Raw genomic sequence first — 12,259 nt, 5'->3', positions numbered from 1 at the left:
AAGTCTGCAGTTTTTGGTCAAACAAAAACTGCAGGCTTTTTCGTTAACCGCCTATATACTTTTTTGTAGAGGGACACCACCGATGAACTGGAAAGACATCTACGATTCCAAAGTTGTCACTGCAGATGAAGCCATTCACGCCATTAAGTCTGGCAATCGCGTCTATTTGACCGGCAATTGTTCTGTTCCGCATCGCCTGTTGAAAGCACTGGTCGATTACGCCCCCGAGTTGGAGGGCGTGGAAATTTGTCAGTGCCTGACCGTGGCGGGTTCAGAATACGTCGCGCCCGAAATGGAAGGGCACCTGCGGGTCAATTCGATGTTCATCAGCTCCAACGTTCGCAAAGCCATCCAGGAAGGTTTTGCAGACTTCACACCGGTCCTGCTCTCTGAATTTCCACTGTTGTTCAAGAATAACGTGCGCCCGCTGGACGTCGCCATTATTCACATCTCGCCCCCCGATCGAAACGGCTTTTGCTCCTATGGCATCGAAACCGGGCTAACCAAAACCGTGGCCGAATCGGCCAAAATCATCATCGCCCAGGTCAACCAGCGCATGCCACGTATTCTGGGCGATACCCTGATTCACGTGCGGGACCTGGATTACATCGTTCCCGCGGATGAACCGTTGAGCGAACTGCCGCAGGAAGCGGCCGACGACGGTGGCATCACCCAGAAGATCGCAAGCCTGATTGCTGAGCGGATTCCGGACGGCGCGACCCTGCAGCTTGGCATCGGAGGCCTTCCAAGCTCGGTCCTGAAGATGTTGAAGGATAAGAAGGACCTGGGGATCCATTCCGAGCTGTTTTCCGACAGCATCATCGAAATGGTCCAGGCCGGTATCGTCACCGGCGCGCGTAAATCCATTCACAAGGATAAGATCGTGGCCGGCTTCATGCTCGGATCGCAGCGCCTGTGGGATTGGGCGAATGATAACCCGGTCATTGAGCTTCACTGCACCGAGTACGTAAATAATCCCTTCACCATTGCCCAGAACGACCGCATGGTGGCCATCAATTCAGCCATCGAAGTCGACCTGACCGGCCAGATTTGCTCTGACAGCATTGGGACAAAGTTTTTCAGCGGCGTCGGCGGTCAGATGGATTTCATCTACGGCGCGTCGATGTCTCGCGGCGGCCTGCCGATCATCGCGCTGCCGTCCACCTGCACATTACGCGATGGGACCATCCTCAGCCGCATCGTGCCTACCCTGAAACCGGGCGCCGGAGTGATCACCTCGCGCAACCACGTCCACCACGTGGTCACCGAATATGGCATGGTGGACCTCTATGGGCGCACGGTTCGTGAACGTACGCAGGCTTTGATTTCGATTGCCCACCCCAACTTCCGCGAAGATTTGAAGAAACAGGCTGCCGCCCTGCATTATATTTGAGGGTAGAATAAGGTTGATGTACCTGATACTTCTCACCTTTTGGAAGGTGTCCCCATGACACGTTACGCCAAGATCGTCGCGACGATCGGCCCAAGCTGCGAAGATACGGAGACGCTGCGCAAATTAATCCTTGCCGGCGTTGACGTGGCGCGGTTGAATTTTTCGCACGGCACGCACGATGAGCACGCTGCCCGAATCGCCAACATCCGCCGGCTCTCGGAAGAACTGCATAAACCGGTCACCATCCTGCAGGATTTGCAGGGTCCCAAATTAAGGGTCGGCGACCTGCCGGAGGAAGGAATCCCGCTCAAACAGGGCCAGGAAGTCATCCTGACTCCCGTCGATGAGAACGGCAAACCGACCGCCCCTCAGGCAGAAGGAATTTTGATTCCCCTGCACGTACCCAACCTGGCGCGCAGCGTCAAACCCGGCAACCACATCCTGCTGGATGATGGTCAGCTTGAGTTCGAAGTCATCCGGGTCGAAGGCGACGCCGTGTATTCGCGCGTTATCCTGGGTGGATTGCTGAAGAGTCATAAGGGCGTGAACCTGCCCGGCGCCAACCTCGGAATCCCGGGTTTCACCGAAAAGGACCGCGAAGACCTCGAATTTGGGCTTTCACAGGCCATCGATGCGGTTGCCATTTCTTTCGTGCGCTCCGCGGCTGATGTCGAGACCGTTCGCGCCGCCATCAAGAGCATGGCTCCATCGCGCACAGACACGCCGATCATCGCCAAAATGGAACTGCCGGAAGCCATCGATAATATGCACGAGATCATTCACGCCGCCGACGGCGTGATGGTGGCACGCGGCGACCTCGGCGTTGAAATGTCGCCCCAGTCTGTGCCGATCATCCAGAAGAAGCTCATCGACCTGGCCAACCGCCACGCCAAGATCGTCATCACCGCCACCCAGATGCTCGATTCGATGATTCACAGCCCCCGGCCAACCCGCGCCGAGGCCTCGGATGTGGCCAACGCCGTTCTGGACGGCACCGACGCGGTCATGTTGTCAGGTGAAACCGCCAGCGGCAGTTATCCGGTGGAAAGCGTCGCGATGATGCATTCGATCATCTGCGAAGCTGAAAAGAGTTTTTCAGCCTGGGGGCATCCTTCAGGTTTCCCGGAGGAATTGGACACCCAGGACGATACGACATCGATGACCAGCGCTGCGCGAGCCCTGGCTCACGACGCCAACGTGGCCAGCATCACTGTCTTTACCGAATCGGGTCGCACCGCCCTGATGATTTCCAAGTCCCGACCGGACGTCCCCATTTACGCGCTGACGCCGCAGGAACGCAGTTACAACCGGATGGGCCTTTACTGGGGAGTGATGGCCTTCCTGGTGCCTTTCACACCGACCGTGGACAGCATGTTGGCTCGCGTGGAGGAAGTACTGGTTTCCTCCACCAACCTCCAACCCGGGCAACAGGTGGTCATCATCACCGGATATCCACTGGGGACCAGAATATCGCCCAACCTGGCACTCCTCCACACCCTGGGAGATTGACCGATATCTTCCGAACATGAATACATCCCAATCCTTTGAAAAGTCGGGTTGGGATATTTTTTATTCGATCTTCACTTCTTGTTACTTCTTACCCCCAAATTCTTAATAGACTCGAATAATTTAGGGGTGGGATATCGATTCGAAAACCTGCCCGCGTGGCATTGATCTTGCAATTCACTCCGGCATGAAATGGCATAGACAAAAATCCAATTCCGACGCCTCGATCAGGCCATCCAGCCAACTGTTTGAAGCAGGCGGGAAGCCGGGTTCGCTCCTGCAGGCCATGACGCGCCTGTTCACACTGCGACTGTTTATTCCGGCGCTGCTCCTGGTCATCGCCCTGATCGGCCTGTGTGGATATCTTTATGCCAGCCGGATCGAACACGAACAGATCCAGGTAGCCCAGACCATCGCAGCCCGGACGGATGATTTTCTGCAAAATGCCGGCCAATCGTTGAACGCCTGGGCGGTCATCATCGACAAGACCCGGGACGAATCTCTTTCCGAATATCTGTCCACGCAATCCTTTTTCGATACGGTTTACCTGGTCGACCGACAGGGAACCATCCTGAAAAGCGCTTCGAATACGGGAGTTCAAGCCACAACCGAATTACTCGAGCAGGGGATTGGCCAGGGGACCTCATTCTCCCGGGACGTGCAAATCTCTCAGCCGTTTGTTTCTGCACAGACCGGCCTCCTGACGGTATTTCTCTCGAAGTCCCTGGCCGACGGCAACACGATTATCGGCGAACTCAACCTATCCGGCCTGCAACAATCCATCCTCACCTTGCAATCGACAGCCCGCGACGGGCAGTTGTTCTTCATCTCGGACGGCGAAGGCACCATCGTTACCGATTCGCTGTCAGAGCAGGCAGCGCAACGGGCTTCTCTTTCCTATTTTCGCGCCTGGAAAGAACCCGGCCTCTGGCCGGCTTCGCGCCAGATTGTAAATACCGATAATCTGGCCATCGAGACCCAGACTCCTTTGAAAAATGCCAAATGGATGGTCTCAGCCGAGTTCCCGTTGAGTTCCGCCTTTACCTCCTACCTGTGGATCGTCCTGGGCGCTTTGACGGTCATTCTGGCCCTCTGGGCGACGCTGGTATACAATCTGAATCAAAAGGGAATCCAGCGTATCATCACCCCTTTGGTAGAACTGAGCCAATCCACGCGTCAGCTCACGGAAGAGGGCAGCAGCCAATTGCCGGCACTCATTTCGAAGACCGCCCCCTATACCGAAATTCGCGACCTGGCCGCCAACTTCGAAAGGATGTACACGTCTCTACAGACCCGGCAGGCTGCAGTTCAGGAAAGCGAACAGAAATACCGCATGCTGATCGAACAATCCAGCGATGCCATTTACGTGGAACACCGCGGCCACTTCGTGATCACCAACCAGAAATTCAACGAGATGTTTGGCCTGGGCCGCGACGACAAAGAAATCACCTCCCTTGGTTTCATCCAATTCGTCAGTCCGGCATCTCGCCCGCTGGTCCGGGATATTCAAAAGCAGGTGACCAATGGGCAGGCCAACAGCCTGCGATATGAATTCTCAGCCAAAGCGAAAGACGGGCATGAAATCGAGTTGGAAGCATCCACCTCCGCTCTGCCCTATATGGATGGAGTCGCCATTCAATCGATCGTCCGCGACATCACCGAGCGCAAGCGAACCGAACAGGCCGAACTGGAACAGCGCATCCTGGCCGAGGCGCTGCGCGATTCGGTTTCGGCGTTGAACAACACCCTCGAAGTCGATGAGGTCATCGATCACATCTTCAGCAACGCCAGCAAGGTCGTTCCCTTCCAGGCCGCCACCATCATGTTGTTGGACGAAACACCAAAACTGCAGGCGCGCGTGGTTGCCAGCTTTGGTTATCAGCGCCACACCAGCCAGGATCGCCCTCATAAACAGAACTTCGCCCTGGATGAATTTCTGAATCTTAAACGAATGTACGATTCAGGCCGCCCGTTGGTCATCCCGGACACCCTGCATTCCAATTTTCGAACCGCCTCGCCGGAGATCCGCTGGGTCCGGAGTTACGCGGGTTCCCCAATCCGCGTTCATGGCGACGTCATCGGCTTCCTCAACCTCGAAGTCGATATTCCCAATTTTTATAACCAGACCCACGCCGACCGTTTACAGGCCTTTGCCGACCAGGCCGGCGTCGCCATCCACAACGCCCAGCTCCTCACCGATTTACGCAAATCCAGGGACGAGTTGTATAACGCCTACGAAACGACCCTGGAGGGTTGGTCCAAAGCGTTGGAACTGCGTGATTACGAGACCGAGGGCCATACCCAACGGGTTATGGATATGACGATGAAATTGGCCGAGAGTTACGGCATCACCGGACCCGAACTGTTGCATTTCCGGTACGGCACCCTGCTGCACGATATCGGTAAGATCGGTATCCCTGATTCCATCCTCTTCAAACCCGGCCCATTGAATGACGAGGAATGGGAAGTCATGCGCCGCCATCCGATGTACGCGCAGCGTATCCTCGCCCACATCCCCTATTTGCAGGATTCCCTGGATATCCCCTACTACCACCATGAGAAGTGGGATGGGACCGGCTATCCGCGCGGCCTGAAAGGTGAAGAAATTCCCCTCTCGGCGCGTTTATTCGCCGTGGTGGACGTGTGGGATGGGCTGCGTTCCAACCGGCATTACCGCAGCGGCTGGCCTGAAGCCGAGGTCATTCAATATATCCAGGACCAATCCGGTAAACACTTCGACCCCAAGGTCGTGGATGTATTTTTACGATTGCTCGAAGAGCAAAACAGGACGATCTGCCTCCAATAGGTGGCCTTTCTGCGATTACTTGGGCCGATAAATTCACGATATAATGAAGGTCGGTTGCCGGGTTTTTCCTGACCGACTTATCGTTTTCCCCCACCTTCATCGAGGAAGGATCCATTAATTTCATATGCTCATCCGACCCATCGATACAGATATCTGTCGCGACCGTCGCCGCTTTGTTATGTTTCCATTTTCACTTTATTATCAAACGCCGCAGTGGGTTCCGCCGATCTTGCCCGAAATGGCGCTGCTTTTCGAACGCGCGAAACACCCATTTTACCAACATTCCGATGCGCAATTTCTGATCGCTGAAAGCGAAGGCCAGGTGATTGGCCGTCTGGCGGTTCTGCATCACCGTCCTTATTGTGATTATCACAAGGAAAACACGGCTTTCTTCTATTATTTCGAATCCATAGACGATCCAGAAGTAGCCGATCGTCTGTTCCACGCTGCTGAAGATTGGGCGCGCAATCAGGGTTGTGATTCGATCTATGGGCCGCGCGGTTTTCTGCGTTCGAATTGCTCGGGTCAACTGGTGGATGGGTTCGATCTCATGCCGGCCATGGGCATCACATACAACCTGCCCTATTACGAACGTCTGATCACCTCGGCCGGCTTTTCGAAAGAGAATGATTACCTGTCCGGAATCCTCGCCGGTGAGCAGCGCCTGCCCGACAGCGTCCATGAAATTGCAGAAAGGGTCAAACAGCGCGGCAATTTCTGGATCAAGACATTCAGCAGCGCCAGAGAAATCGAGAGCATGATCCCGGCCATCGAATCGGTACACCATGATGCTTTCAAAGATAATCCGGCTTACTTTCCGTCCACGCATGTCGAATTCCAGATGATCGTGAAGGATATCATCGCCATCGCCGATCCGCATTTGCTCAAAGCGGTGATGAAAGGGGACGCAATTGCCGGCTTTATCATCGCCTACCCCAATATTTGTAAGGCGCTGCAGAAAACCCGGGGTTCGATTTATCCCCTGGGCTGGATCGATATCCTGCGCGAGAAGAAACGCACCAAAGTCATCGATGTCAACGGCGTTGGGCTGCTCCAAAAATACCAGGGGCTGGGAAACAACGCCCTGCTGTATGTCGAAATCGAAAAGACTCTTCTCGAGCGTGGAGCCGAAAAAGCGGAGATCATCCAGGTGGATGAGCGCAATTACCGCAGTAAATCCGACATGGACACGATGGGTGTGACCTGGAATAAGGTTCACCGTACCTTCCGAAAACCGATCGAAGCCTGACCCATCGGAGATACAATGAAACTCAATTTACCCGCGCTCGCACCCAAATCCCGTGAACTGGCAGGCCATCTTCCGCGCTGGAAAAAACTCATTTACGGAACCGGCGACTGGGGAAAGGCCAGTTTCAACACACTCCGTCAAATCTTCTATGCGATTTTTCTGACGGATGTCGTCGGCATCGATCCTCGCCTGGCGTCCATTGCCATGTTGGTTGCGATCATCTGGGATGCCATCAACGATCCCCTGGTGGGCGCCCTGAGCGATAACGTCCGCACGCGTTGGGGGCGCAGGCGCCCATTCCTGCTCCTGTTTGCCGTGCCCTTTGCGCTTGCCTTTGTCCTGATGTGGTGGGCTCCGCCGTGGAAGTCGCAGCTCCTCCTGACGCTTCACGTAACCCTGGCGTACATGGTCAGCGACACGATCCAGACCCTGGTCACCGTGCCCTATTTATCGCTGACCCCGGAAATCGCCGCCGACTACGATGAACGCACCTCGCTGACGACCTTCCGGATGTTCTTCAACCTGCTCGCTTCGCTCATTACCGCCGTGGCCGCTCCTTCCATCGTCGATGCGGCCATCAAAGGCGGGCATTCTTCGCAACAAGGCTACCTGATCGTCGCCGCCATCTTCGGGCTGCTGGCCATCTTCCCCTTCCTGGTTATTTTCGCGGTCGTTCGGGAACGCGAAGCGCCTCCCGTCCTCGCGCCTGAAAGTCAAACCCTGAAGCAAACCTTGAAGATACTGTGGACCAATGCTCCATTTCGGTATGCCTCGGGAATCTACGTTCTCAACTGGGTCGCTTTCGACGTCGTCGGCCTGATGCTGCCATATTTCCTGTTGTACTGGATCGGACGCGGCAACCTGTTGGCCCGGATGAATTTGTTTGGGATCGATCTCTCGATGGAATCGGCCGTTCTGGGAATCATGCTGGTTACGGCGACCCTGGCGCTCCCATTATGGAACTGGCTGGCCCATAAACTGAGCAAACGTTCGGCCTATATCATCGGGATGGTTTTTTGGATCTTTGTCGAAATGCTCATCTTGATAGTCCAACCGTATCAAACCCATTTGATGATCCTCTTTTCGTTTCTGGCCGGCTTGAGCGTATCGACCGCGCATGTGATGCCTGAAGCGCTCTTCCCGGATGTCATCGATTGGGATGAACTGCGCACCCACACCCGGCGCGAAGGCATGTACTACGGCGCCATCAACTTCTTGCGAAAAATGAGCAGTGCGATTGCCACCTTCTTTTCACTTCAGGTGTTGGGATGGTTCGGCTACCAAACACCTCCCAGGGACGCCATTCAATTCATGCAGCCCGATCTGACCGTGAATGTCATTCGTTTCATGACCGGACCGGTAATTGCGGTCTTGCTGCTCTTTGCTGTATTGATCGCGCGCTCTTATCCATTGACGCGTGATCGTCAAATTCGGATTCGGCGCATGCTGCAAAAGCGCCAGGCCCGTTCACCCGAATATCAAACCGCTGATTGAGGTGACCCCATGAAATACGCCACCATTGTTTCGACTGAAACCCTGGCCGACCACCTTCAGGATCCCGATTGGTGTGTGATCGATAGTCGCTTCGATCTGGCTCACCCCGGATGGGGCGGCGCTGAATATCAAAAGGCGCACATTCCAGGAGCCATTTTCGCCGACCTGGACCGCGATCTGGCCAGCCCGATCACCCCTGCCTCCGGCCGGCACCCCTTGCCCCTGCCCGATCGATGGCAATCAACGGTCTCGCAATGGGGGATCACCCCGGCCACCCAGGTGGTGGCCTATGACTCCGCCGGAGGAAGCCTGGCAGCCGTGCGGGTATGGTGGTTGCTGCGCGCTTACGGACATTCCCGCGTCGCGGTCCTGGATGGCGGTTACCCAAAATGGCTGAGTGAGCATCGCCCACTGGAGACCGTCCTGCCGCCTGCCCGCCCAATCATTCCTTTTTCCGGACAATTGAATCCCCGCTTCTGGGTCTCGGTCGAAGATTTGATCCACCTTTACCGCGATTCGAAAGTGCGCCTGATCGACGCGCGCGCCGGAGAACGGTTCCGGGGTGAAATCGAGGCCATCGATCCGGTAGCAGGCCATATCCCGGGCGCCCTGAATCGGCCCTACACCCAGAATCTCAATCCAGACCAGACCTTCAAATCCCCCGCGCAACTGCGGGAAGATTTCGGAAAACTGCTCGGAGATATCCGGCCCCAGAATATTATTGCCTATTGCGGTTCAGGCGTGACCGCGGGTCACAACCTGCTGGCGTTGGAAATCGCCGGTCTCTCCGGCGGAAAGTTATACCCGGGTTCGTGGAGCGAATGGATTCGCGACCCTGAGCGACCGATCGAAACCGGCGCGTGATTATAAAAAAATCCGGATCGGTTTCTCGATCCGGATTTTTATTTACATGAACATCGCGTTCAACTCTTCGAGCGCCTCTTTGCCGGGGCGTAAGCGGTCTTCCGTCAGCCGGTTGAGCGGTTCATCCACCAATCCAAATCCTTCGAAGAAATTGGGTTCTTCTGGATTGATGTAGATCAGGCCGGTAATCAACTCATTCTTTCGGCGCGCATCTTCCAATACCGTGACAGCCTGCATGCGGTCGGTTGGATCAAAATCTTTGTCCAGTTTCCGCAGCACGATCGTCGAACCATCATGCAGCGTGACCTCGCGCTGCGTGCCTTCCTCGTAGTCCTCGATTGTGATTTCATCCCGGGCCGGAACAAAGGAAAGTTCATGCAAGGGCATTTCGTGATCTTTGCCGAACCCGTAGGAATGAATCGAATTATCCTGGTTGCCAAATGTCACGCAAGGGCTGATCACATCCAGCACGGCGATGCCGTTATGGCTGATGGCCGCCTTGAGCAATTCCTTCAACTGGCGTGGATCGCCGGCGAACGAGCGGGCCACGAAGGTCGCGTTCGCGACCAACGCTTCCGAGCAGATATCCACGGGCAGGAACTGGTTCGTACCCTGTTTCTTCAGCGACAGGCCCTTCTCGGCGGTGGCCGAGAACTGGCCCTTCGTCAAACCGTACACGCCATTGTTCTCGATGATAAACACCATCGGGACATTGCGCCGAATGATGTGCTTGAACTGTCCCATGCCGATGCTGGCGCTGTCACCGTCGCCACTGACGCCAATTCCCTTCAGGCTGACATCGCCGGCCATGGCGCCCAAAGCCAGCGAGGGCATGCGGCCGTGTAGGCCGTTGAAGCCAAAGGAGCGGCTCAGGAAATAAGTCGGGCTTTTGCTCGAGCAGCCAATGCCGCTGAACTTCACCACGTTTTCCGGAACCAGATTCATCTCGTACAAGGCCGCGACGATCTGGCTGGCAATACCATTATGACCGCACCCCTGGCATAAGGTCGAGGGGGCGCCGCGGTAATCCGCGCGGGTCAACCCGACCAGGTTTATGTTTGCTTGCGGACGAGCAGCAGTTGTGTCCATCATGCCACCTTCTCCTCGTGCGCTTCGATCGTTTCGCGCACCCACTTCGCAGTCAAGGGCAAACCATCGGTATGGGCTACTTTCACCAGTTTATTGGCATATTGCGGGTAATTGATCATCAACAACTGGCGAGTCTGGCCGTCGCGGTTCAATTCGACCACGTAAATCCGTTTGTGATCTTTCAGGAATTTTTCGACGTCCTCGTTGAACGGGATGCTGCGAATGCGCATGTAATCGGATTTGGTTCCCTTGGCTTTCATCTGATCGCGCGCTTCGACGACGGCCGGTTCCGCTGAACCAATCACGATGATGCCGATCTCGCTCCCATCCTGGCGATCGATTTCCGGTTCGGGGAGGTATTGCGGCGAATTCTTGATCTTCAGCGCGATCCGATCCAACACCCGTTCCCAGACTTCGGGTTCTTCGCTGTATTTCCCATACTCATCGTGGCCTGTGCCGCGAGTGAAATACGAACTCCTGGGATTCTTATTGCCAGCCACAGTCCGGTAGGGAATTCCGTCGCCGTCGATGTCGAGATAGCGGCCCCAGGGCTTGTTTTCTTTTACCAACGCTTCGATATCCTCTTCCCAGAGGATTTTGCCGCGATCCATGGGTCGATCGGGATATTCGAACTTCCTGGTCATCCATTGGTTCATACCCAGGTCCAGGTCACTCATGACGATGACTGGGGTCTGAAGGCGCTCGGCGATGTCCAACGCGCGCCAGCCAAATTCGAAGCATTCATTCACGGAAGACGGGATCAACATCACGAACTGGGTATCGCCGTGTCCGTTGAAATAAACCTGGGTCAGGTCGCCTTGCTGTGTGCGGGTGGGCAGTCCCGTGCTGGGACCGACGCGCTGTACATCCCAGACCACGCAGGGCACTTCGGCATAATAGGCCAATCCCAGGTATTCGGACATCAGACTCAGGCCAGGGCCGGAGGTGGAGGTCATGGAGCGTAATCCGGCCCAGCCGGCGCCGATGACCATGCCAATGGCGGCCAATTCATCTTCAGCCTGCACGATCATGCAGGTATATTTACCGGTTTTGGGATCCTTGCGCAGCGTGGGCAAATACTCGTTAAGCGACTCGGCCAGGCTGGTGGCGGGTGTAATCGGGTACCAGCCAGAGAATTGCAGTCCGCCGAAGAGGGCGCCAAGCGCCGCGGAGGTATTTCCATCGGCCATGATGCAATTTTCGGTCTTCCCGCTCATGCGTTCAACCCGATAGGCGTCCTTCTTTTCCAGGTTGGCGGCAGCCCAATCCGCGGCCGCCTTGATGACGACGAAATTCGAATCGATGGCTTTCTTTTTGCCCTTGAAGTGAAAATCCAACGCGTTGTAAAGCTCATCCATTTCGATGCCGAGCATTTGCCCGACCACGCCGACGTAGACCATGTTGGCAATGTAATCACGCAGGTTTGGCGCGACATCGGCGTCCTTGATGAGCTTCTTGACCGGCATGGCATAGGTAAAGATATCTGTGCGGGTAATTTCCGCTTTGATATCATCGGCGTAAAACAAAACCCCGCCCGGAACAAGATATTCCAATTCCCGGGTGAAGGAGGCCGGGTTCATGGCAATCACGACATCGTCTTTTTCCACCCGTGCCAGATAGCCATCTTTGCTCAGGCGAATCGAATACCAGGTCGGCAATCCTTGAATGTTGGAGGGAAAGATATTCTTGCCAGAGACAGGGATCCCCATACGGAACAACGCGCGTAAAAGCAAGTTATTCGCCGTGGCGCTGCCCGAACCGTTGATTGTGCTGATGGTGATGCAAAAGTCATTCACAATCGATTTGCGGTTTGAAACAGCCCCGATCCCAAGGGAAGGTGATTCTTCTGACATTGTGG

At 55.5% G+C, this 12,259-nt stretch carries 8 protein-coding genes; 6 read left to right on the top strand and 2 right to left on the bottom strand.

Annotation, left to right across the window (positions count from 1 at the left end; genetic code table 11):
- Positions 1–82 precede the first annotated feature (82 nt).
- The 6 genes from LARV_RS11820 (at position 83) to LARV_RS11795 (ending at position 9,312) form a co-directional block, all read left to right on the top strand.
- Complete coding sequence (locus tag LARV_RS11820; protein WP_075073825.1) at positions 83–1,393, top strand: acetyl-CoA hydrolase/transferase family protein; 1,311 nt, start codon at positions 83–85, stop codon at positions 1,391–1,393.
- A gap of 54 nt (positions 1,394–1,447) precedes the next feature.
- Positions 1,448–2,902, top strand: a complete 1,455-nt coding sequence (gene pyk, locus LARV_RS11815; protein WP_075073824.1) for a pyruvate kinase — start codon at positions 1,448–1,450, stop codon at positions 2,900–2,902.
- Positions 2,903–3,086: 184 nt separating this feature from the next.
- Positions 3,087–5,705, top strand: coding sequence for an HD domain-containing phosphohydrolase (locus LARV_RS11810; protein WP_075073823.1), 2,619 nt, complete (start codon positions 3,087–3,089; stop codon positions 5,703–5,705).
- Between the two features lie 124 nt (positions 5,706–5,829).
- Positions 5,830–6,954, top strand: a complete 1,125-nt coding sequence (locus LARV_RS11805; protein ID WP_075073822.1) for a GNAT family N-acetyltransferase — start codon at positions 5,830–5,832, stop codon at positions 6,952–6,954.
- Positions 6,955–6,969: 15 nt separating this feature from the next.
- Complete coding sequence (locus LARV_RS11800) at positions 6,970–8,448, top strand: MFS transporter (RefSeq protein ID WP_075073821.1); 1,479 nt, start codon at positions 6,970–6,972, stop codon at positions 8,446–8,448.
- 9 nt (positions 8,449–8,457) lie between these two features.
- Positions 8,458–9,312: a sulfurtransferase gene (locus LARV_RS11795; protein ID WP_075073820.1), complete on the top strand. Its 855-nt coding sequence runs from the start codon at positions 8,458–8,460 to the stop codon at positions 9,310–9,312.
- Between the two features lie 42 nt (positions 9,313–9,354).
- On the opposite strand, the gene LARV_RS11790 is transcribed toward LARV_RS11795, so the two are convergent.
- Together LARV_RS11790 and LARV_RS11785 are read right to left on the bottom strand one after the other, a co-directional pair.
- Positions 9,355–10,404 carry a 2-oxoacid:ferredoxin oxidoreductase subunit beta gene (locus LARV_RS11790; RefSeq protein WP_075073819.1) on the bottom strand — a complete coding sequence of 350 codons (1,050 nt, stop codon included), beginning with the start codon at positions 10,402–10,404 and terminating at the stop codon, positions 9,355–9,357.
- Entirely contained in the window at positions 10,401–12,254 is a 1,854-nt protein-coding gene (locus LARV_RS11785) for a 2-oxoacid:acceptor oxidoreductase subunit alpha (RefSeq protein WP_075073818.1), read from the bottom strand. The genes LARV_RS11790 and LARV_RS11785 overlap by 4 nt, the downstream gene beginning before the upstream one ends.
- Positions 12,255–12,259: the final 5 nt, after the last annotated feature.

Origin of the sequence: Longilinea arvoryzae (assembly GCF_001050235.1) — a bacterium.
Lineage (GTDB): Bacteria > Chloroflexota > Anaerolineae > Anaerolineales > Anaerolineaceae > Longilinea > Longilinea arvoryzae.
Note: the sequence above shows the minus strand (reverse complement) of the source record. Positions and strands in the feature narration are given on the sequence as shown.

Coding starts and splice junctions, on each gene's coding strand:
- LARV_RS11820 (WP_075073825.1), top strand. CDS start 83: ATGAACTGGAAAGACATCTACGATTCCAAAGTTGTCACTGCAGATGAA.
- LARV_RS11800 (WP_075073821.1), top strand. CDS start 6,970: ATGAAACTCAATTTACCCGCGCTCGCACCCAAATCCCGTGAACTGGCA.
- LARV_RS11785 (WP_075073818.1), bottom strand. CDS start 12,254: ATGTCAGAAGAATCACCTTCCCTTGGGATCGGGGCTGTTTCAAACCGC.
- LARV_RS11810 (WP_075073823.1), top strand. CDS start 3,087: ATGAAATGGCATAGACAAAAATCCAATTCCGACGCCTCGATCAGGCCA.
- LARV_RS11790 (WP_075073819.1), bottom strand. CDS start 10,404: ATGATGGACACAACTGCTGCTCGTCCGCAAGCAAACATAAACCTGGTC.
- pyk (WP_075073824.1), top strand. CDS start 1,448: ATGACACGTTACGCCAAGATCGTCGCGACGATCGGCCCAAGCTGCGAA.
- LARV_RS11795 (WP_075073820.1), top strand. CDS start 8,458: ATGAAATACGCCACCATTGTTTCGACTGAAACCCTGGCCGACCACCTT.
- LARV_RS11805 (WP_075073822.1), top strand. CDS start 5,830: ATGCTCATCCGACCCATCGATACAGATATCTGTCGCGACCGTCGCCGC.